This is a genomic window from Streptomyces sp. NPDC037421 (genome assembly GCF_055602105.1).
This window is the reverse complement of the sequence record NZ_JBVJWV010000010.1, coordinates 24,690-51,280: the sequence shown is the minus strand read 5'-3', so window position 1 is coordinate 51,280 and position 26,591 is coordinate 24,690. Positions and strand designations below refer to the sequence as shown.

24 protein-coding genes are annotated in these 26,591 nt (G+C 72.5%); 12 read left to right on the top strand and 12 right to left on the bottom strand.

What is annotated here, in order from left to right:
- Positions 1-219: 219 nt before the first annotated feature.
- The 4 genes from ACZ7IF_RS16930 to ACZ7IF_RS16915 all read left to right on the top strand — a co-directional run bounded on the left by ACZ7IF_RS16930 (position 220) and on the right by ACZ7IF_RS16915 (position 6,011).
- Positions 220-2,754 carry a discoidin domain-containing protein gene (locus tag ACZ7IF_RS16930; RefSeq protein ID WP_470971716.1) on the top strand — a complete coding sequence of 845 codons (2,535 nt, stop codon included), beginning with the start codon at positions 220-222 and terminating at the stop codon, positions 2,752-2,754.
- 155 nt (positions 2,755-2,909) lie between these two features.
- Positions 2,910-3,554, top strand: a complete 645-nt coding sequence (locus ACZ7IF_RS16925) for a hypothetical protein (protein WP_470971713.1) — start codon at positions 2,910-2,912, stop codon at positions 3,552-3,554.
- Positions 3,555-3,812: 258 nt separating this feature from the next.
- Positions 3,813-5,150 carry a family 43 glycosylhydrolase gene (locus tag ACZ7IF_RS16920; protein WP_470971709.1) on the top strand — a complete coding sequence of 446 codons (1,338 nt, stop codon included), beginning with the start codon at positions 3,813-3,815 and terminating at the stop codon, positions 5,148-5,150.
- Between the two features lie 183 nt (positions 5,151-5,333).
- Positions 5,334-6,011 (top strand): GNAT family N-acetyltransferase, encoded by a 678-nt coding sequence (locus ACZ7IF_RS16915; RefSeq protein WP_470971705.1) that lies wholly within the window; start codon positions 5,334-5,336, stop codon positions 6,009-6,011.
- Positions 6,012-7,233: 1,222 nt separating this feature from the next.
- Here the strand turns inward: ACZ7IF_RS16915 and ACZ7IF_RS16910 are convergent.
- Positions 7,234-7,395, bottom strand: a complete 162-nt coding sequence (locus tag ACZ7IF_RS16910; RefSeq protein WP_470971701.1) for a hypothetical protein — start codon at positions 7,393-7,395, stop codon at positions 7,234-7,236.
- Between the two features lie 228 nt (positions 7,396-7,623).
- On the opposite strand from ACZ7IF_RS16910, the gene ACZ7IF_RS16905 reads away from it, so the two are divergent.
- Together ACZ7IF_RS16905 and ACZ7IF_RS16900 are read left to right on the top strand one after the other, a co-directional pair.
- The gene (locus ACZ7IF_RS16905; protein ID WP_470971698.1) at positions 7,624-8,136 is read left to right on the top strand and encodes a F0F1 ATP synthase subunit B family protein; all 513 of its coding nucleotides are present in this window, start codon (positions 7,624-7,626) and stop codon (positions 8,134-8,136) included.
- A gap of 72 nt (positions 8,137-8,208) precedes the next feature.
- Positions 8,209-8,700, top strand: a complete 492-nt coding sequence (locus tag ACZ7IF_RS16900; protein ID WP_470971696.1) for a hypothetical protein — start codon at positions 8,209-8,211, stop codon at positions 8,698-8,700.
- 109 nt (positions 8,701-8,809) lie between these two features.
- On the opposite strand, the gene ACZ7IF_RS16895 is transcribed toward ACZ7IF_RS16900, so the two are convergent.
- From ACZ7IF_RS16895 to ACZ7IF_RS16885, 3 genes are all read right to left on the bottom strand, one after another.
- Positions 8,810-9,544: a hypothetical protein gene (locus tag ACZ7IF_RS16895; RefSeq protein WP_470971693.1), complete on the bottom strand. Its 735-nt coding sequence runs from the start codon at positions 9,542-9,544 to the stop codon at positions 8,810-8,812.
- 70 nt (positions 9,545-9,614) lie between these two features.
- Positions 9,615-10,190, bottom strand: a complete 576-nt coding sequence (locus ACZ7IF_RS16890; RefSeq protein WP_470971691.1) for a Uma2 family endonuclease — start codon at positions 10,188-10,190, stop codon at positions 9,615-9,617.
- Between the two features lie 166 nt (positions 10,191-10,356).
- The gene (locus ACZ7IF_RS16885; protein ID WP_470971687.1) at positions 10,357-12,378 is read right to left on the bottom strand and encodes an ATP-binding cassette domain-containing protein; all 2,022 of its coding nucleotides are present in this window, start codon (positions 12,376-12,378) and stop codon (positions 10,357-10,359) included.
- 410 nt (positions 12,379-12,788) lie between these two features.
- Between ACZ7IF_RS16885 and ACZ7IF_RS16880 the strand changes: the two genes are divergently transcribed.
- Positions 12,789-13,484, top strand: a complete 696-nt coding sequence (locus tag ACZ7IF_RS16880) for a hypothetical protein (protein ID WP_470971683.1) — start codon at positions 12,789-12,791, stop codon at positions 13,482-13,484.
- 232 nt (positions 13,485-13,716) lie between these two features.
- Here the strand turns inward: ACZ7IF_RS16880 and ACZ7IF_RS16875 are convergent, their stop codons facing one another.
- The gene (locus ACZ7IF_RS16875) at positions 13,717-14,454 is read right to left on the bottom strand and encodes a VOC family protein (RefSeq protein ID WP_470971680.1); all 738 of its coding nucleotides are present in this window, start codon (positions 14,452-14,454) and stop codon (positions 13,717-13,719) included.
- A 172-nt stretch (positions 14,455-14,626) separates the two neighbouring features.
- Here ACZ7IF_RS16875 and ACZ7IF_RS16870 point away from each other — a divergent pair, with 172 nt between their 5' ends.
- Positions 14,627-15,142: a DUF2716 domain-containing protein gene (locus ACZ7IF_RS16870; RefSeq protein ID WP_470972142.1), complete on the top strand. Its 516-nt coding sequence runs from the start codon at positions 14,627-14,629 to the stop codon at positions 15,140-15,142.
- A gap of 9 nt (positions 15,143-15,151) precedes the next feature.
- Here the strand turns inward: ACZ7IF_RS16870 and ACZ7IF_RS16865 are convergent, their stop codons facing one another.
- From ACZ7IF_RS16865 to ACZ7IF_RS16850, 4 genes are all read right to left on the bottom strand, one after another.
- Positions 15,152-16,591, bottom strand: coding sequence for an FAD-dependent oxidoreductase (locus tag ACZ7IF_RS16865; protein WP_470971677.1), 1,440 nt, complete (start codon positions 16,589-16,591; stop codon positions 15,152-15,154).
- Between the two features lie 112 nt (positions 16,592-16,703).
- Positions 16,704-17,909, bottom strand: coding sequence for an MAB_1171c family putative transporter (locus tag ACZ7IF_RS16860; protein ID WP_470971674.1), 1,206 nt, complete (start codon positions 17,907-17,909; stop codon positions 16,704-16,706).
- A 318-nt stretch (positions 17,910-18,227) separates the two neighbouring features.
- Positions 18,228-18,908 carry a helix-turn-helix transcriptional regulator gene (locus ACZ7IF_RS16855; protein ID WP_470971670.1) on the bottom strand — a complete coding sequence of 227 codons (681 nt, stop codon included), beginning with the start codon at positions 18,906-18,908 and terminating at the stop codon, positions 18,228-18,230.
- A gap of 192 nt (positions 18,909-19,100) precedes the next feature.
- A complete protein-coding gene (locus tag ACZ7IF_RS16850) occupies positions 19,101-20,534 on the bottom strand; it encodes an NAD(P)/FAD-dependent oxidoreductase (RefSeq protein ID WP_470971666.1) in 1,434 nt (477 codons plus the stop codon).
- A 396-nt stretch (positions 20,535-20,930) separates the two neighbouring features.
- On the opposite strand from ACZ7IF_RS16850, the gene ACZ7IF_RS16845 reads away from it, so the two are divergent.
- The gene (locus tag ACZ7IF_RS16845) at positions 20,931-21,971 is read left to right on the top strand and encodes a DUF4259 domain-containing protein (protein WP_470971659.1); all 1,041 of its coding nucleotides are present in this window, start codon (positions 20,931-20,933) and stop codon (positions 21,969-21,971) included.
- On the opposite strand, the gene ACZ7IF_RS16840 is transcribed toward ACZ7IF_RS16845, so the two are convergent.
- A complete protein-coding gene (locus tag ACZ7IF_RS16840; protein WP_470971653.1) occupies positions 21,934-22,389 on the bottom strand; it encodes a MerR family transcriptional regulator in 456 nt (151 codons plus the stop codon). The two genes, ACZ7IF_RS16845 and ACZ7IF_RS16840, sit on opposite strands and share 38 nt — an antisense overlap.
- Positions 22,390-22,483: 94 nt before the next feature.
- Here ACZ7IF_RS16840 and ACZ7IF_RS16835 point away from each other — a divergent pair, with 94 nt between their 5' ends.
- From ACZ7IF_RS16835 to ACZ7IF_RS16825, 3 genes are all read left to right on the top strand, one after another.
- Positions 22,484-23,311 (top strand): oxidoreductase, encoded by an 828-nt coding sequence (locus ACZ7IF_RS16835; RefSeq protein ID WP_470971648.1) that lies wholly within the window; start codon positions 22,484-22,486, stop codon positions 23,309-23,311.
- Positions 23,312-23,608: 297 nt separating this feature from the next.
- A complete protein-coding gene (locus ACZ7IF_RS16830; protein WP_470971643.1) occupies positions 23,609-23,905 on the top strand; it encodes a hypothetical protein in 297 nt (98 codons plus the stop codon).
- 377 nt (positions 23,906-24,282) lie between these two features.
- Positions 24,283-25,416: a serine hydrolase domain-containing protein gene (locus ACZ7IF_RS16825; protein WP_470971637.1), complete on the top strand. Its 1,134-nt coding sequence runs from the start codon at positions 24,283-24,285 to the stop codon at positions 25,414-25,416.
- A gap of 88 nt (positions 25,417-25,504) precedes the next feature.
- Here ACZ7IF_RS16825 and ACZ7IF_RS16820 read toward each other — a convergent pair whose 3' ends face one another.
- Both ACZ7IF_RS16820 and ACZ7IF_RS16815 read right to left on the bottom strand, forming a co-directional pair.
- Positions 25,505-25,960: an NUDIX hydrolase gene (locus ACZ7IF_RS16820; RefSeq protein WP_470971631.1), complete on the bottom strand. Its 456-nt coding sequence runs from the start codon at positions 25,958-25,960 to the stop codon at positions 25,505-25,507.
- Between the two features lie 109 nt (positions 25,961-26,069).
- On the bottom strand, positions 26,070-26,555 hold the full coding sequence (locus ACZ7IF_RS16815) for an NUDIX domain-containing protein (RefSeq protein WP_470971624.1): 486 nt from the start codon (positions 26,553-26,555) through the stop codon (positions 26,070-26,072).
- Positions 26,556-26,591 lie beyond the last annotated feature (36 nt).

Here is a 26,591-nt window from a genome sequence, read left to right as displayed (position 1 = left end):
TGGAATCCCCGCATGCCGGGTGTGGGCGACACCACTCGAAGGTGGCGGGCCGCGCCGCCGCCGGGACCGGCGGAGGAGGCGGCTCCGCCTGCTGCGGCGCGGGTTCACGCCAACTCCCCTGTTCGACGGTCGAGTTGATCTGCCCTGACCTATGTTCGAGGTGCCCTCAGCGGTTCACGGCTCACGGTTCACGGCTCACCAGTCGCCCAGGAGGTCCGATTGCAGCCCAGTCGCATCAGCGCCCTCGCCCGAGCGTTACGCCGTTCCCCCCTCCTCATCGCCTTCGCCCTCGGCTCGCTGCTCGTCGGGCTCACCCCCTGGCTGGGGGTTGCGAGCACGGGGCCCGGCGGCCGCGGGCCGGGGGCCCTCGACCAGCAGACGGCGAAGCAGTCGCCGCACCACGGCGTGGCCCCGGCGAACGCCATGGAGCCGACGGCACCCGTCCTCGACCGGACCGGATGGACCGCCACGGCGAGCGACGAGGAGACCGCCGGCGAGAACGGCCGCGCGGCCAACGTCCTCGACGGCGACACGGCCACCATCTGGCACAGCAAGTGGACGGGCACCCCCGCCCCGCTGCCGCACACCATCACCGTCGACATGCACCGCACGGCGGTGGTCTCGGCGCTCGTCTACCAGCCCCGCACCAACGGGGCCAACGGGCGCGTCGGCGAGTACAGCATCAGCGTGAGCGCCGACGGCCAGAACTGGGGCAGCCCGGTCGCCACCGGCACCCTCGCGGACGACGCGGGCGCCAAGACCCTCGGATTCGCCCCGCAGGGCGCCCGGTTCGTCCGGCTCACCGCCCTCACCGAGGCCGGCAACCGCGGCCCGTGGACCTCCGCCGCTGAACTCAACCTGCTCGGCGACCCCGGAACCCCGGCCGCCACCGTCGACCTGCCCCGGACCGGATGGACGGCCACGGCGAGCGACGAGGAGGCCACCGGGGAGAACGCCCGCGCGGCCAACGTCCTCGACGGCGACGCCGCCACCATCTGGCACAGCAAGTGGTCCGGGACCCCGGCCCCGCTGCCGCACAGCATCACCGTCGACATGCACCGCACGACGGCCGTCTCCGCCCTGGTCTACCAGCCCCGCAACGACGGCCCCAACGGCCGCGCGGGCGCCTACACCATCACCACCAGCACCGACGGCACCACCTTCGGCGCACCGGTCTCCGCGGGCACCTGGCGCGACGACGACACCGTCAAGACCGCCACCTTCACCCGCACCGAGAACGCCCGCTACGTACGCCTGACCGTGACCGGCGAGGCCGGCAACCGCGGGCCCTGGACCTCCGCCGCCGAGATACGCCTGAGCGGACCGGCCGACCCGGCCGCCCACGGCTCCTGGGACCGGATCACCGGCTTCCCCCTGGTGCCGGTGGCCACCGCCGTCCTGCCGGGCGACAAACTCCTGGCCTGGTCGGCGTACGCGGTCGACCGCTTCGGCGGCAGCAACGGCTACACCCAGACGGCGATCCTGGACCTGAAGACGGGCAAGGTCACCCAGCGCCGCATCGACAACACCGGCCACGACATGTTCTGCCCGGGCATAGCGATGCTCGCCGACGGCCGGGTCCTGGTCACCGGCGGCAGCAACGCGGAGAAGGCGAGCATCTACGACCCGGCCACCGATGCCTGGTCGTCGACCACCAGCATGAACATCGCCCGCGGCTACCAGGCCATGACCCTGCTCTCCACCGGTGAGGCCTTCGTACTCGGCGGATCCTGGAGCGGAGCCACGGGCGACAAGGCCGGAGAGGTCTGGTCCCCGGACACCCGCACCTGGCGCAGGCTCCCCGGCGTCCCCGCCGCCCAGGCGCTGACGGCCGACCCGGCCGGCGCCTACCGCGCCGACAACCACATGTGGCTGCACGCCACCTCGGGCGGCAAGGTGCTCCAGCTGGGCCCGAGCAAGCAGATGAACTGGATCACGACCGGCGGGAACGGGAGCATCACCTCCGCCGGCACCCGGGCCGACAGCCAGGACGCCATGACCGGCAACGCCGTCGCGTACGACATCGGCAAGCTGCTCACCCTGGGCGGCTCGCCCGCGTACGAGAAGACGCCCGCCACCCGGCGCGCGTACACCGTGAGCATCGACGGCGACCAGGCCCAGGCCGCGCGCACGGGCGACATGGGCCACGCCCGCGCCTTCGGCAACAGCGTCGTCCTGCCCGACGGCAAGGTCGCCGTGTTCGGCGGGCAGGCGTACCCCGTGCCCTTCAGCGACGCCACGTCCGTACTGACCCCCGAGCTGTGGGACCCGGCGACCGGAAGCTTCGCCCCGCTCGCCACCATGGCCGTCCCGCGCAACTACCACAGCGTGGCGAACCTGCTGCCCGACGGGCGGATCTTCTCCGGCGGCGGCGGCCTGTGCGGCGACTGCGCCACCAACCACGCCGACGGGGCCGTGTTCACACCGCCGTACCTGCTCAACGCGGACGGCTCGCCCAAGCCGCGTCCCGTCATCACCGGCGGCGTGCCGCCCCGGACCGCCGCCGGCGCCTCGCTCACCGTCGCCGCCGAGGGGCCGGTGACCTCCTTCGTCCTGATGCGGGCCGCGGCCGCGACCCACTCCACGGACAACGACCAGCGGCGGGTCCCGCTGGTGTCCACGGCCGCGGGGACCGGCACGTACACGGTGTCCATCCCGGCCGACAAGGGCGTGGTCCTGCCGGGCACCTACATGCTCTTCGCCCTGGACGCCCAGGGGGTGCCGAGCACCGCCCGGTTCATCACCGTCTCCTGACGGCACGACAGCGGCGTCCGCCCCCGGCCGGGTCACCTGCCGGGGCCGGGCGCCACCGCGACTTCAAACATTCCGCGGATCCGTGATCGCCCAGGCGTCGCAGCGGGCTACGGTGCCGTCACCGCGCACCAACACCCATTGGCGAAAGGCAACTTGTGAACACGCGTGACGACCTTGAGCGGCTGCTGGTCACGGCAGCGGAACTGGCCGACGCAGGCCTCGACGACTTCACCGAGCTGGCATCGCCCTCGTCCGACGAAGACCCGCCGCCGATGACCGCTCCGACCCCGGAACTCACGGCCCTGCTGAACAGGGCGTTCAGCGACAAGGCCGCGAGGGAGGTCAGGACCTCGTTCATGAACGCCGACTCCTCCATCGTCGTCGACGAGGGGGTCTCGGAGCGGGTGGCGGGGGCGGCCGCGGCCTGGATGGCCGACATGCGGCAGGTGTACGCCCAGTGCGCCGCCTGGACGATGAACATCGGCGACGAGGAGATCACCGTCCAGGTGGTGGACCCGGCCGGGGATCCGAGCGAGCCGCTCAAGGTGGAGCAGAGGTTCGGCGACGAGGCCCTGATGCGCACGATGCTCGCCGGTCCGGCCGGGCAGCAGGCCCGGATCACCACCCTTCTGGTGCGCCACGGTGACCGGGCCCTGGAACTGACGTTCCGCAGCCTGGCGGGCGAACCCGACGGGCCCGAGGCGGCCCGTCTCGCCACCGGGATCTCGAAGTTCCTCGAGCTGGCTCCGCAGAAGTTCCTGGGTCTGCCGCCCCGCCAGGGTCCCGCGGCAGGTCGATGAGGGCGGGGGCGAGCTCGCGGACGGTCCGCAGGCAGGCCCCCGGCCCCGCTCGCCAAGGCCCCGCGCGGCCCCCGGCGACGGACCGGCGTGACCCCCGCCCGGCCGGCGACAGCCGTCCGTCCCGGGCCGTGTGCAACCCGGAGGGCGGTGACGCGTTTGTCAGTTCTGACTGCCCAGACGTCGAAGACGCGCGACCGGCCGGCCGTCGGCCGGTGACACCGGACCGTACGGGGCGGGGACGCGCGGGATCGGAGCCCCGTGCCGCCTCATCACCTCAAGCGCCGGGTCGTGCGCTGCCTCGCGCTCGGCGCGGTCGCCGCCGCCCTGGCCCTGGGCCAGGCCGTGGCCGCTCCTGTACTCGACCGGGACTTCGCCGACCCGGACATCATGAAGGCGGGCGGTACGTACCACGCGTACGCCACCAACGGCGACGGCAAGAACATCCAGCACGCCACCTCCCACGACCTGAAGCGGTGGAAGGCCGACAGCGGTGACGTCCTGCCCGTGCTCGGCGCATGGGCGAAGCCCCGGCGCGACCTGGTGTGGGCGCCTGAGGTGTACGACAACGGCGACGGCTTCACCATGCACTACACGGCCCGTGACCAGGCGAGCGACAAGCAGTGCATCGGCGTCGCGCGGTCATCGTCGCCGGACGGACCGTTCCGGCCGGTCGGGGACGGGCCTCTGGTGTGCCCGGCCGGGCAGGGCGGCGCGATCGACCCCTCGAGCCACACCGAGGGCGGGCAGCGCTACCTGCTGTGGAAGAACGACGGCAACTGCTGCGGCATGGACACCTGGCTGCACCTTCAGCCCGTCTCGTGGGACGGCACCCGTACCACCGGGGACCCGGTCAGGCTGATCAAGCAGGACCCCCTCCGGGAAGGCGCCGTGGTGGAGGCCCCCACCCTCGTCAAGCGCGCGGGGCAGTACGTGCTGTTCTACTCGGCCGACGACTACAGCGGCGACCACTACCGGACCGGCTACGCGGTGGCGCAGACCCTGACCGGCCCGTACACCAAGGCGGCCAAGCCGCTGATGACGACGGAGACCCTCTCCGGCACGGTGCGCGGCCCCGGCGGGCAGGACGTGGTGACGGGCCCCGACGGCCGTGACCGCATCGTCTTCCACGGCTGGCGTGCCGACCCGCGCCGGCGGGTGATGTACGCGGCCGACCTGGGCTTCGCGAACGGCTACCCCGTCGTGCGCGGCAGCAAGGTCCTCTACCAGGCGGAGAACGCCCTCGTGCACCACGCGGCCGTCCGCGACGCCGCGGCCGCCTCCGACGGCAGGGCGGTCGGAGGCATCGACCATGCCGACAGCCACGTGGAGTTCACGGTCTTCGCCGCCTCGTCGGGCGAGCACCTGCTGTCGGTGTGGTTCGGCAACGGCTCCCGGGACGGCGCGGGGGCCCCGGCAGAGGCCACGCACGGCCTCACGGTCAACGGCACGGCCGCGGGCACCGTCCGCTACCGGCACACCGGCTGGGACAGCTGGGCGACGACGGGGACCGCCGTCGCCCTGAGGGAGGGATGGAACACGATCCGCCTGTCCAAGGGCGAGTACTTCGCCGAACTGGACGGCATCGAGGTGGCCTGACGCGACAGCGCGTCCGCCCGTGCTGCAACCGGCGGGCTCGCCTGTCGAGGTGGCGCGGCGGGCGGGAACCGTAGGCACGCTCTCCCGCAGTGATGCCTAGGATTCCTTATTGCGAGTAGCTCGCAATAAGGGCAGGCTGTGCTGCGCCAGGACGATCACTCACCCGGAAAGGGGACGTGCCTGATGGGCACCTACGCGCCTCCCGCCCTCCCGCACGCCTACGACACGGCCGGAGCCGTACACGCGTGGATCCACGGCTGGACCGTGTCGCGCGGCGCGGCCGACCCCGTGCCCACGCCTTGGGGCTTCACCATCGACGTCGGCCTCCCCGGGCATGTCGTGCGCCACGTGCTGCCGACCGCCGACGAGACGGCCGTCCGTGAAATCACCGAGAACCCGGCCGCACCGGGCGTGTGGCTGAAGGCCCCCGTGCCGCCGGAGGTGGTCGAACCCTGGCTCGGGCCCGGCTGGTCCCTGGCCGGCGGACCCGGCTTCCTGATGTCCGCCCCGCCGCGCACCACCCCGCCCGGGGCTCCGCCGGAGATCGCCGACGGCTACCGCCTGGACACCTGGACCCGGGGCGGCGTCGTCCGCGTCCTGGTCCGCACCGCCGGCGGCGCCTTCGCCGCGCGAGGCCAGGCCGGCCTCGCCGGCCCCGCCTTCGTCGTCGACCAGGTGGAGACCGACCCCGCTCATCAACGCCGCGGTCTGGGACGCCTGGTGATGCACGCGCTCGCCGACATCTCCGCCGGCCGGGGCGCCACGGAAGGGGTGCTGGTCGCGACCCCGGAGGGCCGGGCCCTGTACGAGACGATGGGATGGCAGGTGCTGGCCCCGCTGACCGGCGCCGTACGGGGCTGAGCTTCGGGGTGGCGCACCCGCGAGGAGGCCAGACCTCGTCGAAGCCGCGGAACGTCCCTGATCCGTCAGCGGCATCGGCGAACGATCTGGTCCTGACCGCGCGGCTTCGGTGGTCGAAGACATCGAGCAGCCGTCCGTCGACGGGAGCCCTGCCCCGGGAAGCGGCGCGCTCGGCGAGGGCGCACGGTGGGGGTGAGTCCGGCGAGGTCGCGGAAGAGCACCTGCAACCGCCGGCTGCCGCACCCCGTGGCGGCGGCCAGTTCCTTCGCGGACAACCGCCCGTGGCACGCGCGCAGCCTGCTCTGCGGGCCCTGGCCGGGCCACACGATGGCCCCGGTACAGCACCACCTGGGCCCGTAATCGCCCGGAAGCGCGGTGCTCCACGCACTCGCTCCTGATCCTCGGCTGCATGGACGTTCCAACCTCCGCCTGGGACTCGTACCGGTGTGCGCCTCGGTCGACTCTCGGGAAGGAGTGCGCCTTCGTACAAGCCGGCCGCCCGGGCTCGGCAGCAATCTGGACACACCCCGCGCGGCGCCCGGCCCCTCGCCGCGGCCCCGCGGATCCGAGCACAGTCCTGTCGCCGACGAGGCGACGGTCCGGAACGAGACCAGGGAGAACTGTGAACATCCGACGCATCCTCACGGGCGCCATGGCGTGTTACGACAACAACGTCGTGAACGGCCCCGGGGGCACCAGCGTGAAGGACCCCATCCGGCTCAGGAACGGGCCCGGATCGGGCTGTGGCCATTCGAGCAACTACACGCTCCAGGCGGGGACGCGGCTCGGCGGCCGGTGCTTTGCAAACCCCGACGGGATGTCGGCGCCCCGTCTCCGCCGGAATCGTCCCTCGGGTGAGGCGAGCGCGTCGGCCTGCGGCCGGGTGTTCCACTCGGAGACGGTGCCGGCGGGCGCCGTCCCACGGTCGGCGCCCTCCGTGCCCCAGCCTCCCCGACGCCACCGACCAACAGCCCCTGTCGCCGCAGGTCAGACGAGTACGAAGCAGGCGAAGACCGCAATGGACTTCCGTGGACCGGTTTCGGCTGAGGCTCTGACATCAAGTGCCGGCCTCCGGTACCGTCGAAGCACTCGTCAGTCACTTTCACGTGCTGTCGAGGGATAGGGCTGGGGAGGGCCCCCGGTGTTCCCGCACCAAGGGCCCTGTCTCAGCGCTATCGGCGGTGGCCCCGGGCCTGCTGACTGGTTAGCAGCAGGGCCGGGGTCACAGTCCCCCGCCGATCACGTCACGGACGGTCCGCCACGCGTTGTACGAGACCGTCGACACCGGTCCGGCCCACTCGCGGACACGGGCGGCGATGATCCTCCGCCACGCCTTCCGTTTCCTGGCCTTCGCCGTCGCCGACGCCTGCTGTCCTGCCCTCATGGGAGTCCCCTCCTGTGTCGCGGACCCGGTGCTCCGGGGCCTCGAATTCGGTGGTCCCGGCGGGCCGCGGAGGGACTGAGGGTGGATCAGCGAATAAAGCCTACGACCGCGGACCCCGACGCGGGGCCCGTTGCGGCGAATTCGAAGAGATCAGGGTCCCGGTGCCGACGCGCGGCTCCGGCAACGCCACGACCCAGGCGGAGCAAGGCGCACACATATGATCAGATCATGGGACCTTTGAAGCCGAATCTCTTGGACCTCATATTCGCCCTGCTCTGTTTCCTGGCGGTCTTCGCCATCGTGGCGAAGGTCCTGCTTCCACGGATCGGGAAGACGCTCGCGGCGCGTGAGGCCGCCACCGAGGGCGCGTTGGGACTGGCCGAGGAGACGCAGCTGGAGGCGCGGCACGTTCTGGCCGTGTACCAGGCCGAGTTGACCGCCGCCCGTCATGAGGCTTCGCGGATCCGCCAGACCGCCATCGAAGAGGGTGCGGCGCTGCTCGCCGCGGTACGCGCGGAGGGGCAGCGGGCGCGCGACGAACTGGTCGCGGCCTCTTCCGTACGGCTCGCGGCGGACCGGGTCATCGCCGAAGCCGAGCTTCGCGAGGACGTCCTCGGGCTGGCCACTGACCTCGCCGGCCGCATCCTCGGCGAGCCGCTCACGGACGCCGGGCGCAACCGGTCGATCGCCGACGCCTTCTTCGCCGAGGTCGACGCGAGGACCGCCGCCACCGCCGAATAGACGGTGCCGGAGCGTCCGGAGGCGAGCCGCCAACCGCGGCTCGGGAGAGGGAGAGGGAGAGGGGGCGGGGTGATGGTGTCCGGCAGGCACGAGGAGGCCGGGTTTCGGTTCGGGTGGCGCGGCAGCCACTACCCCGGCACGCCCGTCGACGACCTGTGGTTGGCGGTCGGCAGGGATCCGGACGGCACCTGGTGCTCCGGCGCGTACTTCATCGGACGCACGACCCTGCTCGGTGGCGCACCACGGGCCGCCGAGTTCGCCCGGTGGCTGCTGGCCTCCGCGCCCGAAGGCCGGTACGAGGAGGAGTTCGTACTGGTCGACGGTGAACCTCAGAGCGGATCGCCGCGGATCGCTGACGGGACCCGGCTCACCGTCGAAATCCTGCTGGGCCGTGAGGAAGCCGGCGGCCCCGAGTACCTCCAGGTGCTCCTGTCCGGCGAGATCCGCGGCCTTCCCTTCGAGGTGTGCGCACCGCTGGAATGCCGGCGGGTGGTTCGCGCTGAACTCGAAGCCGCCGCGACCCGGCTCCTCGGCGACGCGGAACAACCGCCGGACCGGGCATGAACACGGCTGCGGTACCGAAGGGCCTCCACCGGCGAGCAGGCCGCCCACGAGGCATCGTCCGCACCCCGCAGCCCAGGACAGCGCGTACGTGCTGAGCCTGAGCCTCCCCTTACCGGGGCGCCGGACCGCTGAGGGCGGTGGCCAGAGCCTGGGCCTGGCCGGGTGTGATCCCGAGGGCGAGTGGTACCTGGCGGGGGCTGTACGGGGATGAGCACACGGCGATCGGGTTGTCGCCGGTCGGGGCCCACCGGGGTCCGGTGGCCGGGTCTTGTTCCCCCAGCAGGATCGCGGCCAGACCGCCGGCGGCTTCCGCGCGGATCCCGCAGTGGGACAGCGCGCGGGCGACGGTGTCACGCGCATCGCCGGGCATGTCGGCGTCGCCGAGCATGGGCAGCAGGAGCAGAAGGCGCTCGGACGGATCGGTCAAGCCCTCGCCGCCTTCCTGCGTGCTCGCGGCGACAGCGAGGAGCTCCGTCCAGGACAGGCCGGGGCCGGCCTCGTCGGCGCCGCACTGGCCGAGATGGCCGAGGCGCCCCCACCCGGGATGGCGGATGAAGAAGTCGACGCTGTTCTCGTCCTCCCAGTTGGCGTAGACGGCATAGACGATGTGCCCACCGTCGAAGCAGACCCGCAGGACAGGCCAGGGCTGCTCGGGGTCACCGAGGCGATCCACCATCGCGTCGAAGGCCGACGCGTCCACACCGTACGGCTCGGACGGATCGCCGGGATCGCCCATCGTCAACAGGACATGGGCGAGCCAGAACGCGGGGTCTCGCGCGAGGTCCTCACTCGCGACCGGTTCGCAGTCCTGCAGGTACTCCGGGATGTGTACGCCGATGCTCATGGGAGGAGGTTAGGGAACACCGGAGGGGCGACCGTGCGCGGGGCGGTGTTCCCGACGTTCCGGCGTGGGGTCAGCGGACGTGGTTCTTGAGGACGTCGGTGTCGTCCAGGGTGATGTTCACCGGCTCCGGGATCCGTACCGTGTCGCCGAAGAAGAACGTCTGGGTGTGGTACCTGCCGTTCACCGGGTCGGCGTGCAGGACCAGCGAGCCGTTGTCGCGGTCGATGAGGAGGTAGACCGGGATCTCCTGCTCCGCGTACGCCCGCGGCTTGTCCTGGCGGTCCCGCTGGTCGGTCTTCGCGTCGTAGGAGGTGACTTCGAGGACCATGACGACGCCCTCCGCGCCCGCCCACTCCCCCCGGCCCGCGAAGTACCCCTTGGGGGCGAGGACGCCGTCCGGGCGGGCGTTGCCGTTCCCGTACGTCTCGACGCGCAGGCCCTGTTCCGGGTACAGGCGCAGGTCGGGGCGCTGCCGCATGCAGTGCTCCAGCAGCCACATGATGATCTCGCCGTGGTCGCCGTCGGGCACGGGCTTGACTCCCAGTTCTCCGTTGATGAGTTCGAGCTTGACGTCGTGCTGCGCGGCGGCTTCCGCGATGGCTTCGAAGGCCTCGCGGCTCATCTGCGGCCAGTCTCGTGTGATCACGGTGTCCTCCCGGTAGGGCACTGGCCAGAGTATCCAGCCGCCGCCGACAGCGGCACGTTCGTACGCTCGCACCGGCCGGCCGGCCGCCCGCCCGCCAGCGGCGCTGGGGGCGGCCGGCCCCGGTCTCATCGACGTCGGCGGCCGTGGGCCCGCACGGCTCCGCTCGTCACCGCCCCGCTTCCGTGCGGCGGCTGCCGGCCGAGCCGGACCGGTAGCCGCTGGCCTGCAGGGTGAACATGGCGGCGTAGTCGCCGTCCAGGGCCATGAGTTCGTCGTGGGACCCGGACTCGACGATACGGCCGCCGTCGAAGACGAGGATCCGGTCGCAGTCGACGACGCTGGCGAGCCGGTGGGAGATCAGCACCGTGATCTGGTCCTGGCGCAGCCGGCCGCGCAGCACCGCCTCGTACACGGCGTGCTCGGACGGGGGGTCCATGCTCGCCGTCGGCTCGTCCAGGAGCAGCAGCACCGCCTCCTGGTACAGCCCCCGGCCCACGGCGATCTTCGCCCACTGCCCGCCGGAGAGCTGCTGGCCGCCCTTGAACCGCTTCGACAGCAGCGCCTTCCACTGGCCGGGCAGCGCGGCGATGACCGCGTCGGCGCCGGCGGCCCGTACGGCGGCCATGGCGCGCCGGGGGTCGGCCTCGGTGAGCGTGCCGGCGCCGGCGGTGATGTTCGACAGGGCGCTGAAGGGGAACCGGACGGGGTCCTGCAGCACGCAGGCGACCCGCTGGTGCACCGACTGGGCGTCCATCTCGCGTACGTCGACGCCGTCCCAGCTCACGCTGCCCCGCTGGGCCTCGTACAGGCCGGCCAGGAGCTTGGCGCACGTCGACTTCCCCGACCCGTTCAGGCCGACGAACGCCACCGTCTCCCCGGCGCGGAGGGTGAAGGAGACACCGTTCAGGGCCGGTGTGTCCTTGCCCGGGTAGGTGAAGTGGACGTCGTGGACGGTGATTTCCTCCACCTGGTCCGGCGCCCGCACGTCGGAGGTGCGGGGCAGGAGGCGGCGGCTGCGTTCCTGGACGGCGAGGAGGTCGTCGACCCAGAGGGCGTGCTCGTAGACGAGGTGGGCGACCTCGATGAGCCGCGTGAGGGAGGACTGCCCGGCCTGGATGGCCAGGACGGCGCCGGCGCCCGCGGCCAGGGGCAGCCAGCCGGCGATCAGCATGGCCGCGAGTGCCGCGTAGGTGATGCCGGTGCCGGTCCCGCCCACCGCTCGCCCGGCGAGGTTGAGCAGGGCTGAGCTCACGCCGAGGCGGGTGTCCTCCTCGGCGATCTTGGTGGTCAGGCGGCGGTGCTCGTCGAGCAGGGCGCCCTGGGCGGTGTCGGAGCGCAGCTCCGCGGCCGCGTCCACGTCGAGCAGCAGCCACGAGAAGACCCGGATGCGGCGTTGCAGGGCGTTCCAGCGCTTGAAGGAACGGAACCGGGCCCGCGCGCTGTTCACGGCGGCCACGCCCACCGGCAGGACGGACAGCAACAGCAGCGGGAGGAGGACCGGGTGGAGGACGCCGAGCACGCCGGCGGTGCCGACGAGTCCGAGTGCCGCGGCGGCGAGGGAGACGACCTGCCCGACGATCATGCGGGCGTAGAAGAGCCCGCGGTCGTTGGCGCGGTGGACCTCGTCGTGCCAGTCGGCGTCCTCGACCGCTTCGAGGCGCACGTGCGCGGTGAGGCGGAGGAACTCGCATTCCAGCGCGGTGCGGATCTTGGGTGTGACGCGTGCCTGGGCCACCGCCACGGCTGCTTCCAGCACGGCCCGGGCGGCGAGGAAGCCGGCCACGAGGACGATCTCGGGGACGGCGGCGCGAACCCGGTCGGGGGTCGGGCCCTCCGCGAACAGGTGCTGGAGGACCCTGACGGAGGCGATCAGGCCGAAGGCCGTCATGGCCGCGGAGGCCAGCTGGCAGACGACGGCCACGAGGGTGGCCCGGCGGTCCGCCTGCCAGGCGAGCCGGCCGATGAGGGCGGTGATCCTGGGGAGGCGGACGAGCACCTGGCGTACGGTGGCGCTCGCGGCGGCGCCGTCGTGGACGGACCAGTACGCCTCTTCCAGCCCGTCGGTCATGTCGCCGGCCTCCGGCCCGGCGGGCACCGCCGCCGGAGGCAGGGGCAGGGGCGCGGGCGGCGGGGCGGAGCGCGGCCCCGGCACGGTGCGGGCCGCTGCCGCTTCGGTGGGCTCGCTCATGCCGCCCACCTCGTATCCGGTCGTACGGAGCGGTGCGCGCGGACGCCGGACCGCTGCGGTTCGGCGGGGCGGGCGGCGGGGGAGGTCCGCCGCCGCTGTTCGAATCCGAGGCGGCAAGGGGCGGGAACGGGTTCGGGATGCACGGTGTCCTCCATCTGGGCGGCCGGTTGGCACTGGTGCTCCAAGAACGCCCCGGTTCTACGCCCGTAACGGCCCCGGAAGGGCGAATCCCTCGAACGCGAATACGGACTCGGCGTGCGGGGCAGTAGCCGCCTGCCTGCCCGCTCTTGAACCCACACGTTCGAGTGGTCGCCACCGCGCCGCACCCGATCAGGGGCTTGCGCGACCTGCCGCGGACCCGCCCTGGGACCACGACCTCACGGTCCCGAGGGCCCCCGCACACCTCCTCCGTGCGAGGAAGACCCCGGGCCCGCTCGGCCGGGGTCTCCTCGGCCCCGCTCTACTTCACCATCGGGTACGCGGAAGTCGGCGGAACACCCGTGGGGGTCGCCGTCGGAACCGGCACACGGGTCGGCGCCGGGGTGTACGTGGGGCTCGGCGTCGGAGCCGGCGTGGAGGTCGGAGCGGGCGTGCACGTGGGGCTCGGCGTCGGAGCCGGCGTGTACGTCGGCACCGCCGTCGGAGTCGGCTTGTACGTGGGAGCCGGCGTGTACGTCGGCACCGCCGTCGGAGTCGGCTTGTACGTGGGAGCCGGCGTGTACGTCGGCACCGCCGTCGGACTCGGCGTGTACGTGGGAGCCGGCGTGTACGTCGGACTCGGCGTGTACGTCGGAACCGCAGTCGGACTCGGCGTGTACGTGGGAGCCGGCGTGTACGTCGGACTCGGCGTGTACGTCGGAACCCGCGTCGGACTCGGCGTGTACGTCGGAACCCGCGTCGGACTCGGCTTGTACGTCGGAACCGACGTGTGCGTCGGCACCGCAGTCGGACTCGGCGTGTACGTCGGCACCGGCGACGCGCACGTGGGGCTCGATATCGGAGCCGGCGTCGTGGAGTCGGCCTGGGCCATGCCGGTCGCGAGCGCGATGCCGGCGATTGCCGCGCCGGACACGGCAACCGCAGCCGCGGTTCCACGGACTCGGTGAGCACGCATGTAAGTGATTCCCCCCTGGTCACCATGCCCGGCACGGTCGCCGGTCATGATCCAAAGCCAACACTGTCCGTCGCCGACCCGCAACAGGCTCACCAACCCGGCGGCGGTGCAGGGCCCTCAAGGCTCCCCCGGCGCCTCCGCGGGCGCCGGGGTCTTGCGGGCACCGCTGACCCGGCAACGGCCGGAGCCGGGTCAGCGGTCAGCCAGCGGTCAGCGGTCAGCGGTCAGCGAGGGGAGAGGAGGCAGAACTCGTTGCCCTCCGGGTCGGCCAGAACCGTCCAGGAGATGGCGGACTGGTCGATACCGGGGTCGGCGGCGCCCAGGGCGCGCAGCCGGGCTTCCTCCGCTGCCAGGTCGTCACCGGGGTAGGGGCAGACGTCGAGGTGGACGCGGTTCCACACGGTCTTGGTGTCCGGGGTGCGGAGGAACTCCAGGTAGGGGCCGACACCCTTGGCGGAACGCATGGTCGCGTGGTCGTCGGTGACCTCGTGCACCGTCCAGTCCATCGCCTCGCCCCAGAACCGGGCCATCTCCCGCGGGTCGGTGCAGTCGACCACCACCGCGGCGATCGGCCCGGTGTCCCGGTAGACCGGGCGGGGCTCCAGGACGCAGAACTCGTTGCCCTCCGGGTCGGCCATGACCGTCCAGGGGACGTCGCCCTGACCCACGTCGGCGAGCGTCGCGCCGAGCTCCTTCAAACGCTCGACCAACTCCGCCTGATGGGCGGTCGAGGTGGTTGCCAGATCAACGTGCACCCGGTTCTTGACCGTTTTGGGTTCCGGGCGGGCGATGATGTCGATGCAGACGGCCACGGGGTCGGGGTAGGCGAATCCCACCGGTTCGAGGTTGGTCACGCCGGGCCCCTCGCTGTCGACACCCCAGCCGAGTGCCTCCGCCCAGAACCGGCCGAGCGCGGAGTCGTCCTGGGCCTTCATATTGATCTGTACAAGTCGTGTTGCCATGCCGCAGATCCTAGAAGCCGCCGCCGGCCCGGGCCGCCGCGATCAGACGTGCGCTCGACCCGGCACTGGCCATGGCCGCCCTCGTCGACACGGTGCGGGCCCTTCTCCGCCCGGAGTTCCGAACGGCTGCTCGCTCGTCGGCCGAGGGGCTGATCGGTAGGCTCTGCGGGTGATGAATGAACCTGTGGTCCGGCTTTCGGAAGCGGAGTACCGCGACGCATGGGACCGCTTCTACTCGGAGTTCGCCTTTCGGCCCGGCATGAGCCCGACCACATGGCCGGCGATCAAGGAGCCCCTCGACTCCGTCACCTGGAGCTTGGCCTCCTTGGACGACGACCCTGGCCATGAGCGTCTCGACCGGCTCGTTGAGGTGGTCAAGCAGGGACTGACGGTCTGCGTTCCTCCCCAGGGCACGCTGTTCGCGCTGGACTGGCAACACACTTCGTTCCGGTTCTCGCCCCATCTCGTCCGCGGCTCCGACCAGGCGCGGTGGCCCCTGAGCCCGTTTCCCGACGGCGACTACTACATCTACCTTTCAGGGGACTTCCTGACCGGCAGCTTCGGTCATCCCTGGGAGGAGTCGCTGTGTCTGTTCGGGCAGGGTCTCCTCGATGTCGTGTCAACGGAGATCGATGACGTCCTGGGTGCTCCGATCCGCCGGTCCGGTCTGCCTCCCCACCACGCGTAGCGGCCTCGCCTACGACCAGGGCGCCGGGGCGTGGACGAGGGCGAGCTCGCGAGCCGTGAGGGGCGGGCCGGTCAGGGGCGGGCGGCGGGGGCCTCGTACGGCTCCCAGCAGGACGCTCGGCCTGGCCAGCGTGGCGAGCGGGGTCTGGAGGGAGGTGACGTCGGTGAGGTCCTTCACCATGGCGAAGCTGCCGCAGCTCGTCCGCACCAGGCGCTCCACGTAGCGGGCCAGGATCCTGTCCCTGCGGTTCGGGCTGCCGCCCCGCACTTCGGGGTAGAAGACGTCCTGTCCCGTGGCCAGGTCCCAGGCCGCGTCGACCCGCTTCGCCATGGCCCTCTGGACCTGTCGCGCGAGATGGGGGGCGTCCACGCCGCGGGCCCGGGCCTTCTCCCGGAGGACGGCGGCCGACTGCGCGGCGACGGACATGCCGTGCCCGTACACGGGGTTGAACGCGGCAAGGGCGTCGCCCAGGACGACGAACCGCTCGGGCCAGTCCCGCACCTGTTCGAAGTACCGGCGTGTGTTGTGCGTGCTCCTGCTGACCGTCACGCCGGTGAGGGGCTCCAGCCGAGAGATGATCTCCCCGACGACGGGATGACGGAGCCTGCGGGCGAAGGCCTCGAAGTCCTCGGCGTCACCGGCCGGCTCGCCCGCCCTGGTACCCGTCTCCGTGACGATCCACTGGCCGTCCTCGACCGGCAGGATGCTGGCGCTCTGCCCGGGGCACCCGCCGCGGGGATCCGCGTGCACGCTGACGATGGGGAAACCGGCGCTTCCCGCCGGGGCGCGGAAGACACGGGTCGCGTACACCAGGCCCAGGTCCACGCAGCGCTCGGGTGCGGGGCGCACCCCCAGGTCCGCCAGGTACCGGGGGGCCCGCGAGCCCCGCCCGCTCGCGTCGACGACGAAGTCGGCCTCCAGGGTCCGGTGGCGGCCGTCCGCGTCGCGGACCCTTACCCCGGTGACCCGGGAGGCGCTGCCGGTCAGGCCCTCGGCCCGGACGCGCTGAAGGACGGTCACTCCCCCTCCCGACAGGACGAGGTCGCGCACGACGGAGTCCAGGAGATCGCGGCTGCACCCGATCACGAAGTGGGTCTCGCGGTCCCAGCGCCTGAACCAGCCCTGACCGCTGAGCGCGACCATGCCCGTGGGGACCGGGATGCGGTTCGCTCCGGCGGCCAGCCAGCGGTCGGTGATCCCGGGCAGGAGGGCTTCGGCGGCGCGGGCTCCCCCGCTCCAGAGCATGTGCGCGTGGCGTGCCTGGGGAAGTCCCTTGCGGGGAAACGGCCCGTTCGGCAACCGGTCGTTCTCGACGACGAGGACTTCGTCGACCGCACCGCGCAGGGCGGCGGCGGCAAGCATCCCGGCCAGGCCTCCGCCGATGACGACGGCGCGCCGGCGTACCGTTCGGACATCGGCGCGGATCCGGGTGGTGGTCGGCTCGGGCATGTGACTGCTCTCTACGGTCTCTGCGGTCTCTACGAGCCGCCGGCAGGCGGCGCTTTCGCCGGCGGGGGTGGGACGCACCGGCCCGCGTCCCCTGGCGGGCCGTGGCGGCGGGTCACTCGGCCCGGCCGGAGCGGGCCGGCGGAACGTCCCTGGAGGCGGGGATCCCAGGCGGGACCGAGGGCACCGGCTGCCGCACGGCTCCGCCGAGCAGCGACACGGCCCGTACCGCGTCGGAGAACCGTACGAGTCCGTCGTCGCTCTCGGTCAGGGACTTGAGGCTGCCGTCACCGTCGCCGGGCTGGGTGCGCAGGGAATCGAACGCGGCGATGACCAGCGCCGCGCGGCCCGCCGCTTCCGGCGTCAGCGCGCCGGGGCCCCTTTCGAGCGCCCGCTCGTCCGGCCCCGCGCCGAGTTCGAGGTAGGGGGCCAGGAGCCGCAGGCCGTCCCGGATGTCGCAGGTCCGCCGCAGGTGGCGCCTGCTCAGTGACGACCACCAGGGAATGCGCACCAGCTCGTGCGGAATCACGGCGCGCATGATCTCCCACAGCGGACCGAGCCTCCTGTAGCGCGACCGCCGCCGCCACCACGCCACCAGGCCCTGACCGACCGCGGGCAGGGCGAACCCGACGCACTGGAGCAGAGAGGCCAGGGCGGCCAGGGAGGGAGCCACGGTCGTACTGACGGCGTCCCAGTCGCGGCCTGCCCATCGGGCGCCGACAGCGAGGAGCTTGAGCACGGCGTATCCCAGGTTCAGGACTCCTCCGGCGACGATGAGGACGAGTCCGGCACGCAGCAGGCCGACGACCTCGCGTGCCCAGCGCCGGCACAGGACCGACAGCACGACGGTCGCCACCGCGTGCGCCAGGACGTAGAGGACGATCATCTCCCGGAGGAACGGCGCGGTGGCGTAGTACGTGTCGAAGTCCCGCAGGCGTTCGTCGGGCGCGTCTCCCAGGGCGAACAGCGCGAGCAGCGCCGCGATGACCGCCCCGTAGACGCCGGCGCACCAGCGGGTGGCCCTGCGGCGCTCTTCGTCCGGTCCTCCCCGCCACGTCAGCATCAGGACGATCACGCTGGCGCTTCCGGCCGTGACCAGCGCGAAGACCAGCGGAGCGGAGAAGTTGGCGACGCCGGTGAGCTGGTTCACCCGGGAGACCGTCAGCGGTGCGGCGAAGAAGAAGACCACGGCGCCCACGGGAATCACGACGCCCACCGAGCGGACCAGGGGGTCGCGCCAGTGGCGTACGAGGCCCGGCACCCTCATCGCGAAGGAGACGAGCAGGAGGGCGGCGGGAAGGTAGTAGTAGACGTTGCTCATCTCGCCCCACCCGCCGGTTCCCGAGGAGCCATCGAGGACGGCGAGTCGACCTTCGCGATCAGTGGGACCGACGCGACCACGTGTTGTAAGTTCCTCTGTTCCACGAGGGCGCCGACGGCCTGCCGGACATCCCGCTGCTTGAACACGCTTCTCCCCAATGCCCTTGTCCGCCGGGCGGGCGTTCGCGCCCCGGCGGATTCCGCACGACCGGTCTGCCCTGCCCCCCGCACTCAGCCGACCGCTTCACACACTCCGCGCCGCGGCCGGCGAAGGGCGGGCCCTCCGAGCTGCCCGGCACGTGCCGGCCGGCAGCACGCCTCAGCGCGTGTCGCCGGCCTGACCCTGCTCCCCTTCGGCCGCACGCTCGTCCATGTAGTTGTCGAGCCACTCGAGCAGCCTGGTGCGCCCTTGATCGGGCAGCAGGGCCGCGCGCAGGGCGATGCCGTCGACGCCGTGCCGCTCGTACAGACTCGGCCGCCCGGCGCCGGCCAGGGCCTTCGTCAGGCCGCGCTCGCTGTGCTCCTGGTACTGCTGGAGCAGCGACTTCTCCACGACGGCCAGCGCACAGTTCAGTGCCTCGGTGTCCTCCGACTGGAGGAAGCCCGCCGGCCGCCCGAAGAACCGCTCCAGCCTGGCGCAGTGGTCCATCGTCGGTCGGCGGTCTCCGCCGAGCAGTGCCTGTACCTGCTGCCGGGAGATGCCGCTCTGCCGGGCGATCTCGCCGTGCGAGAACTTCCGGCCGTTCTCCTTGAGGCACGTGCCGTGGAGGAGGTCCAGCCGCTGCCGGAACCGCTCGTGGATGTCCGGCTCGCCGGCCGAACGCCCCTGGAGGAGCGCCCGTACGACGTCGAGGGGAACCCCGGAGGCGAAGTGCAGTTCCTCCGGGACCAGCACCTCGTCGCGGCTCCGGCCGAGCTTGGCCCCCAGGTCGACGACCCGCTCCACCGCCTCGGCCAACTGCGAGGCGGTCGCCGCAGGTACGGAGAAGTCTGCTGTCACCGGCTGGTCTCCCGAATCCGCGCAGGACGAATCACCCCGGCGCCGCCCGGGGAGGCAGAGCCGCTGGTGCGGCAGCTGCGATGCCGATGCTGCCACAGTCGTGGCAGGTGCTCATAGATCTCCGGCCGAACTGCCACAGCAGTGGCAGTGAGCCGGCGGCTCCTGTCCGGGTGTTCCGCGGTGGCCCGGCCCTCACGCGACGCGGCAGGAAGGGTCCTGGCCGGGGACGGCGGCGGCCTTCCGGTCGGCATCGCTCAGCGGAGGCCCCTGCAAGTGCGGTTCCTTCGCGCCGAAGAGCATGGGCACCAGCATGTCGCGGGAGAACAGCCGTGTGGCGGGCTTCTCCAGGCTCATGACGTCCAGCAGGGCTCCGAGCGCCCGGGGGCTGCGGGCGGCGGTCTCGACCGCGCGGTCGACGAACCGGGTGAGGAACCGTTCGACGGCCTTGGGCGGTGTGGCGCTGGCGCCGGGGTAGCCGGCGTCCTGGCCCACGGCCAGGTCCCACGCGCCGGAGACGGGCCGGGCTGCCGCGCGTTGCACGCGGCGGGCCGTGCCGGGGGCGGTGAGGCCGGTGGAAGCGGCGGCCAGCACGTCCCTGAGGGCGAGGGCGCACTGCGCGGCCACGGTGAGGCCGTGCCCGTACACGGGGTTGTAGCCGGCGACGGCGTCGCCCAGGACGACGAACCCGTCGGGCCAGTCCTTCATCTTCTCGTAGTACCGGCGCCGGTTGGCGGTGCTGCGCGTGGTCACCACCTCGCCCAGGGGCTCGGCGTCCTTGATGAGCTCGCCGATGACGGGGTCGCCCAGGCCCAGGGCGAAGCCGGTGAAGGCGTCGGGATCCTTCGTGGGTTCGCCGCCGCGGGTGCCGGAGAGGGTGACGATCCACCGGCCGTCCTCGACGGGGAGGACGATGCCGCCCTGACCGGGGGCCTTGGCCGGGTTGGCCTGTACGTTGACCAGCGGGAAGCCCTCGCCGGCGGTGCCGGGGGACCGGAAGGCACGGGTGGCGTAGGCGACGCCCGCGTCGACCTGCCGCTCGGTGACGGGGGGCAGGCCGAGGGCCTCGAGCCAGGCCGGGGCACGTGACCCGCGCCCGGAGGCGTCGACGACCAGGTCGGCGGACAGGGTCCGCGTCGCGGTGCCGATCCGCGCGCTGACCCCCGTAACGCGTCCCGCTCCGCCTTCGAGGCACTCGGCGGCGGAGTTCTCGTGGACGGTGATGCGGCGGTCGCCCAGGACGCGCTCGCGCAGGACGTGGTCGAGGAGGTTGCGCGAGCACACGAGGTTGCGGTGGTGGGTGCTGTCGAAGCGGCGGAACCAGACCTCGTTCGGGGCCCGGGAGACCATGTCACCCATGATGTGGACCAGCCGGCCGCCCTGGGCGACGACGCTGTCGACGAAACCGGGGAGGAGTTCCTCGAAGGCCTGGACACCGCCGCTCCAGACGAGGTGCGCGTGGCGGGCCTGCGGCACCCCTCTCCGGTCCTCAGGGCCGGCGGGCAGCGTATCGCGCTCGATGATCGTGACGTCGGCGAACTCGGCGAGGACGGAGGCGGCGAGGAGCCCGGCGGCGCCGGCACCGATCACGATGGCGGTGGACCGACCCGAGCTGGCTGTGTGTGACATGTGAGGCTTTCTGTAGTGGCCGCCTGCCGGCGGATCCTTTCCTTGCGGTGGCCCCGGTACGGCGGACCGTGCGCTCCTCCGGTGCCGTCCGGCCCGCCGGTTCCTGCACTCTCGGCAGTTCCGCTCTTGACAGGCCCGCTCTCCGATCAGCGCGACCAGGCGCCGGAGAGTCTCGGGGAGGGGTAACCGCACCGGCATGCTCCCGGGATCGGACGTTCGATCGCCGAATTACATGTAGGAACCATACGTGCCGTGACCAACTTTCAGGCCCGAGGTTCCCGTCCTCTGACGGGAAACGGTCGTTGAGAGCCATGCCACCCGCGACGTCTGCTCCCAGCCCCGGTGTTGTCGGTACCGTCTGGCACCATCCCTGAGCACCCCACCTCAAGGAGCTCCATGGGTACCTGGGACGTCGGCCCCTTCGACAGCGACACCGCGGCGGACTTCTGCGGCTCCCTCGACGAGGCCTCCGAGGCAGAGCGGCCCGGCCTCGTGCGGGACGCGCTCGTCCGCGTCCTCGACGCCGACGACCCCCTCGACCAGCACCTGGCGGTCGAAGCGGTGGCGGCCGCGGCGCTCGTCGCCGCCCAGTGCCCCGGAGGGCGGCCCGTCACCAGCCCGTACGGGCCGGACCTGCCCCTCCCCCGACTCCCGGCCGGCCTGCGGGAGATCGCCGTCCGCGCCCTGCACCGCGTCGAAGCCGAGCCTTCCGAGCTGCGCGAACTCTGGGCCGACACCGACGAGTACTTGCACTGGCTCCGCGGCCTGAAGCTCCTGCTCAGGGTGCTGACCTTCCCCGCCCCGCAGCCCGTGGCCCGCTCCTGGGCCAGGATCGACGCCTGGACGCGCCGGCACGCCCCCGCCTCGTACGCACTGCTCGCACCGCCGGCCGACCCCGCCGAAGTCGAGGCCGCGCAGCAGGCGATGGGGGTACGCTTCCCCGCCGACCTCCTGGAATCGCTGGCCTGCCACGACGGGATCACCCAGTGGGCCAACCTGCTCCCCGGCCCGCCGCCCATGTCCGTCGCGGGGATGCTCGCCCACTGGCGGATGTGCGTCGAGATCGCCGATGACGACCCCGATCTGACGGAGCCCCACGGGGACGGCGAGGACGACGAGCCCTGGTGGCACCCGCAGTGGATCCCCTGGGCGCAGAGCGACGGCGACTCCCAGGTCATCGACATGCGCGAAGGGCCCGGCCGGGGCCGCCTGGGCAGTGCGCCACACGACGACGCCGGCCACTTCGACGACGGCTGGCCCTCCCTGGCCGTCTACCTGACCGCGGTCGCCGACGCGCTCGACCACGGCGGAGGAACGGACGGAAAGACCCCCTGCCTCACCCCGCAGGGAGAGCCGTGGTGGAGCTTCCCGAACGAGACCGAGCCGAACGGCGACCCGCTCACCCCCGCCCCTCCGACGGCCGGCGCTCCTGGCTGACGCCGGCCCCGGCGGCTTCCGGGCGGGACGGGTTCCAGAGCCGGTCGGCCTCACCGCGGGCGACGTGGTCCTCGTAGATCCGCACCTTGTACCGCATCACGTCCAGGGTCTCCCGCAGCTCCCGGATCTGCGCCTCCACGCAGCTCTCGTGCCGGCGCAGCAGCTCCAGCCGGGCGTGTTCGTTGCCGGGGCCCTGCCGGGCCAGTTCGACGTACTGCCGGATCATCGCCAGCGGCATGCCGGAGGAGCGGAGCCTGGTGCAGATCGCCAGCCACTCCACGTCCTCCTCGTGATAGACGCGACGTCCGTTGGACAGGCGGCGCACCGGGTTGGCGAACAGGCCCTCCCGCTCGTAGAACCGCAGCGCGTGCACGCTCAGCCCGCTGCGCCGCGCCACCTCACCGATGCCCAAGTCCACGAGTGACCCCCGTCACAGAGTTGTTGATCTAGACCCGACTCTAGCTTCTAGCCTCGAACCATCAGCCAGTCGGACGATCGGATTGTGGGAGAACATGGGCGTTTGGTTTGTCACCGGGGCATCGCGCGGGCTCGGCGCGGAGATCACCCGTGAGGCGCTGGGTCGGGGGCACCGCGTGATCGCCACGGCGCGGGACGTGTCGGCGCTGCTCAAGGCGTACCCGGAGAAGCCGGACGGGCTGCTGGCGGTGAACGCGGACGTGACCGAACCGGAGCAGCTGGTTGCCGCGGTGGAGGCCGGACTGGCGGAGTTCGGCCGGATCGACGTCGTGGTCAACAACGCCGGGTACGGTCTCGTGGGCGCGATCGAGGAGACCTCCGACGAGGCCGCTCGGAACCTCTTCGACGTCAACGTGTTCGGCGTGCTCAACACGCTGCGGGCGACCCTGCCGACGTTGCGCGCCCAGCGGTCGGGACACGTCGTGAACATCGGCTCCGTGGGAGGCTTCGCCACGGCTCCGGCGGTCGGCCTGTACGGCGCGTCGAAGTTCGCCCTGGAGGGCATCTCCGAGGCACTGCACGGCGAGCTCGCCCCGCTCGGCATCCACGTCACGGTCATCGAGCCGGGCGGCTTCCGCACCGACTTCCTCAGCAGCTCCAGCATCCGCGTCGAACCGGCGGCCATCGCCGACTACGCCGTCGGCGCGGGACCGGTGCGCGAGGCACTGGCCGCGAACGACGGCCTCCAGCCGGGCGACCCGGCGAAGGGAGCCAGGGCCATCGTCGACGTCACCGAGTCCGCCGAGCCGCCGCTGCGCCTGCAACTGGGCGCGGACGCGGTCGAACGCGTCGAGGCGAAGCTGGACCTGGTACGGCGTGAACTCGACCGGTGGCGCGACACGGCCCTCTCCACCGCCATCTGAGGGACCGTCCGCCTGCCGCCACCCGGGCGGTCCACCGGCCACGGGTTCCGGCGTGACCCTGGCGCAAGACGCGGTTCGGATGCAGGCTGATGTCCCTGGGAGGGGGAGGTTCCGTGCTCGTCGTCAACGCCGTGCCGACGGGAGTCGCGTGGCTGCTGCTGCTCATCGCCGCCGTTCTGCGCCTACGCCCGGGCAGCCGCCCCGGTCCCGAACCGCTGGACCGGCGGCTCTCCCCCGTCGGACCGGGCTGCTGCGCGGCGGTGGGCGGGGTGCGGCGGGCGGGCCGCGGCGGGTTGGGTGGGGCTCGGCCTCCTCGCCGACGCGGGCGCGGTGGCGTTGTGGGTGTGGCCCCGCCGCACCCTGCGCGGGTCGGCACTGCTCGCCCGGCTGCGCCGCGACCACGCGGGAGTCCGCGGGGCGACCGGGAGCCTACCGGACGATCTGCTGCTGAGCGTCGCCCTGTTCGGCGCCCCGGCACTCCGCGCCCAGCTCCCCCGGTTCACCGAGGAGAGCGGCCTGCTGACCCGCCCGCCGAGGAAGCCGATGGACCGGGGCGGCGGCTCCGGCGAAGCCTTCGCGAGCTGCGGGGGCTAGGGGGTGTCCGGCGTCCCGGGCCCGGCCCTGATCCGCCGGACACCCCCTAAGGGGTGTCGATGACGTCTCCGTCAACCCGGAGATCACTTACGGGGCAGCTCCTCAGTAGACGAAACACATCGGCGAGTACGGCCGATACCTCGTCGGGGTCATGCCGAAACACAGCGGCCCCACCCCCAGATACGGGTTCGGGGTCCGCTGAGGCCGGTCGCTGTCGGGCCGTGCCTCCCACCTGTCATCCACAGCCACATCCTGAGGCAGTACCCACCTGCCCGTGGCTGCGGCCCCGGGGCAACCCTTGGGGAGCCGGGGAATAGCGGCGTGGGGCGGCGGGTTCCCCGGACCACAAGATCAACACGGTGGTCCGGGAGGGGTTCATGGCAGTCCACGGCACGGTGGTCGCCGGTTTCGAAGGGGTACGGGAGGAGTTCGACGCCTTCCTCGCGGCCGAGGAGCACGCGCCGGGCGCGCAGCTGGTGGTGTACCGGGGTGGCGAGCGGGTGGTGGACCTGTGGTCGGAGGGGGTGGGCGCCGAGTCCCTGCTCGGTGTCTTCTCGTCCACCAAGGGCGCGGCCTACCTGGTGGCGGCGCTGCTGGTGCAGGACGGCCTCCTGGACCTGGACCGGACCGTCGCCTCGTACTGGCCGGACTTCGCCGCGGAGGGCAAGGGCGGGGTCACGCTGCGCGAGTTGCTGGCCCACCGGGCCGGGGTGATCGGCCTGGACGCCGGGTTCACCGCGGAGGAGCTGGCCGACGACCGGGCGATCGCGGCCCGCCTGGCGGGACAGCGCCCGTTCTGGCAGCCGGGGCGGTTCTTCGGCTACCACGCCCTCGTGATCGGCGCCCTGGTCGGCGAGGTGGTGGTCCGGGCCACCGGGCGCACGCTCCACTCCTGGTACGAGGAGCGGGTCCGCGCTCCGTACGGGCTCGATCTGTGGCTGGGTCTGCCGGAGTCCGAGGAGCCGCGTTTCCTGAGCACGCTGCCGATGCTGCCGACGCCGGAGCAGACGGCCGAGATCGAGGCGGCCGCCGCGAGCCCGTACGGCCTGGGCGGGATCGCCTTCAACGTACACGCCCCCGGCAACGTCGAGTTGTACGACTTCCCCAACTCGCGTGCCGTGCGCGCCGGGGGCCAGGCGTCGGCGGGCGGGCTCGGCTCGGCACGCGGTCTGGCAGGCCTGTACGCGGCCGCCGCCTTCGGTCTGGACGGGCGGGGGCCCCTGCTGAAGCCGGACACGGCCGCCGAGTTCTCCCGGATCCACTCCGCGGGCCAGGACCTCGTCAGCGGCACGGCCAAGGCGTTCGGCCTCGGCTTCCAGAGCTACGGCCCCAGCTTCCCCGCCCTCGGCGCGGGTGCCTTCGGCCACAGCGGGGCCGCGGGTTCCCTCGGCCTCGCCGACCCCCGCCAGGGGTTCGCGTACGGCTACACCCGCCGCCGGCACGCCTTCCCGGGCGGCGCGGCCCCGGAGAACGAACGCCTTCTGTGGTCGGTGGTCCGCGCCCTCGCCTGACGGGATCACGGCTCGCCCGGGACGGACATGGCGGGACGGGGGGGGTCGGGGCGCGGTCATGGGATCCGGTCCGCGCCCCCTCCGTCGGTCACGTGTCGCGGTGCCCGCGACCGGTGTCCACGTCCCCCTGCTGAAGGCCGAGCATGCGAAGGGCGTCGGCCGCTGCCGGCGACAACATGGGGTCCCGCAGGCCCGCCACGGGGATCCAGCGCACCGCGTCGGTCGAACCGTCGGCCTCGACCACCGTCGGCGCCCCGGCCTTGAGGTCGACGGCGTAGAACAACGCGGTGAGGTTCCAGCTCACGCCTCGCCGCTGGACCGCGTACGTCCGCGCGTCGAGCAGCCGAGCGGCGGCGAGTTCGAGTCCCGTCTCCTCCCGGAGCTCACGGGCCAGCGTCTCCACGGGCTGCTCGCCCGGATCGACGCCTCCGCCCGGCAGGTGCCACAACCCCGGAGTGAAGATCGGTGACGCGTCCGACAGGCGGGCCAGGAGCAGCCGTTCGCCCTCCACCGCGATGGCGTACGCCGAAACACGAGTCCGCACACGGGCTTCCACGGCCACGGCCCCCCACCCCTCCCACACCAACAGCCTGAGGAGAGAACTCTAACCCCGCCAAGACCGACTCCCCCCGGCATGCGGCGGTGGGGGCGGGCTACCGCTCCAGATACGCGACGGTGCCCGTTCGGCGGGCGGTGTCGGTCGCCTTGAGGCGGGCGAAGCTGTCGGGGCGCATGGTCCGCTCCCATTCCTCAAGGGTGCGGACGCGGAGTTCGGTGTGCTCCGTCGGGTCGAGGGTGATGCTGCTGATCTGGTCCTCGGTGAGGTGTCCGCCGTCGAAGACCACGCCGAACTTGTTCAGCGGCCAGTCCGCGCCCTGGGTGATGAAGTGCACGGCCAGGAGCCTCTGCGGCCCCGCGAAGGAGATCCTCGTCTCCTCGAAGCACTCCCGTACGGCGCACTCCCACGGTGTCTCGCCGTGGTCCATGTTGCCGCCCGGCCACTGCCAGTTGCCCGCGTCGACGGCGGCGCGGAGCTGGACCGGGCGGCCCGCGGTGTCGGTGAAGTAGAGCGCCGCGTAGCTGGTGGCGTTCGCGACGGTCTTGACGTACTGCTCGGGCGGCAGCCAGGTGCCGGTCATACGGGGGTCTCCTTCTCCGTGGGGGCGTACGGCGCG

What these genes read in the sequence shown, in the direction of transcription:
- ACZ7IF_RS16860 (WP_470971674.1), bottom strand. Translation starts at nt 17,909, where the DNA reads ATGAGCAACGTCTACTACTACCTTCCCGCCGCCCTCCTGCTCGTCTCC.
- ACZ7IF_RS16885 (WP_470971687.1), bottom strand. Translation starts at nt 12,378, where the DNA reads ATGAGCGAGCCCACCGAAGCGGCAGCGGCCCGCACCGTGCCGGGGCCG.
- ACZ7IF_RS16835 (WP_470971648.1), top strand. Translation starts at nt 22,484, where the DNA reads ATGGGCGTTTGGTTTGTCACCGGGGCATCGCGCGGGCTCGGCGCGGAG.
- ACZ7IF_RS16825 (WP_470971637.1), top strand. Translation starts at nt 24,283, where the DNA reads ATGGCAGTCCACGGCACGGTGGTCGCCGGTTTCGAAGGGGTACGGGAG.
- ACZ7IF_RS16815 (WP_470971624.1), bottom strand. Translation starts at nt 26,555, where the DNA reads ATGACCGGCACCTGGCTGCCGCCCGAGCAGTACGTCAAGACCGTCGCG.
- ACZ7IF_RS16865 (WP_470971677.1), bottom strand. Translation starts at nt 16,591, where the DNA reads ATGCCCGAGCCGACCACCACCCGGATCCGCGCCGATGTCCGAACGGTA.
- ACZ7IF_RS16895 (WP_470971693.1), bottom strand. Translation starts at nt 9,544, where the DNA reads ATGAGCATCGGCGTACACATCCCGGAGTACCTGCAGGACTGCGAACCG.
- ACZ7IF_RS16845 (WP_470971659.1), top strand. Translation starts at nt 20,931, where the DNA reads ATGGGTACCTGGGACGTCGGCCCCTTCGACAGCGACACCGCGGCGGAC.
- ACZ7IF_RS16875 (WP_470971680.1), bottom strand. Translation starts at nt 14,454, where the DNA reads ATGGCAACACGACTTGTACAGATCAATATGAAGGCCCAGGACGACTCC.
- ACZ7IF_RS16850 (WP_470971666.1), bottom strand. Translation starts at nt 20,534, where the DNA reads ATGTCACACACAGCCAGCTCGGGTCGGTCCACCGCCATCGTGATCGGT.
- ACZ7IF_RS16870 (WP_470972142.1), top strand. Translation starts at nt 14,627, where the DNA reads ATGAATGAACCTGTGGTCCGGCTTTCGGAAGCGGAGTACCGCGACGCA.
- ACZ7IF_RS16915 (WP_470971705.1), top strand. Translation starts at nt 5,334, where the DNA reads ATGGGCACCTACGCGCCTCCCGCCCTCCCGCACGCCTACGACACGGCC.
- ACZ7IF_RS16900 (WP_470971696.1), top strand. Translation starts at nt 8,209, where the DNA reads ATGGTGTCCGGCAGGCACGAGGAGGCCGGGTTTCGGTTCGGGTGGCGC.
- ACZ7IF_RS16910 (WP_470971701.1), bottom strand. Translation starts at nt 7,395, where the DNA reads ATGAGGGCAGGACAGCAGGCGTCGGCGACGGCGAAGGCCAGGAAACGG.
- ACZ7IF_RS16905 (WP_470971698.1), top strand. Translation starts at nt 7,624, where the DNA reads ATGGGACCTTTGAAGCCGAATCTCTTGGACCTCATATTCGCCCTGCTC.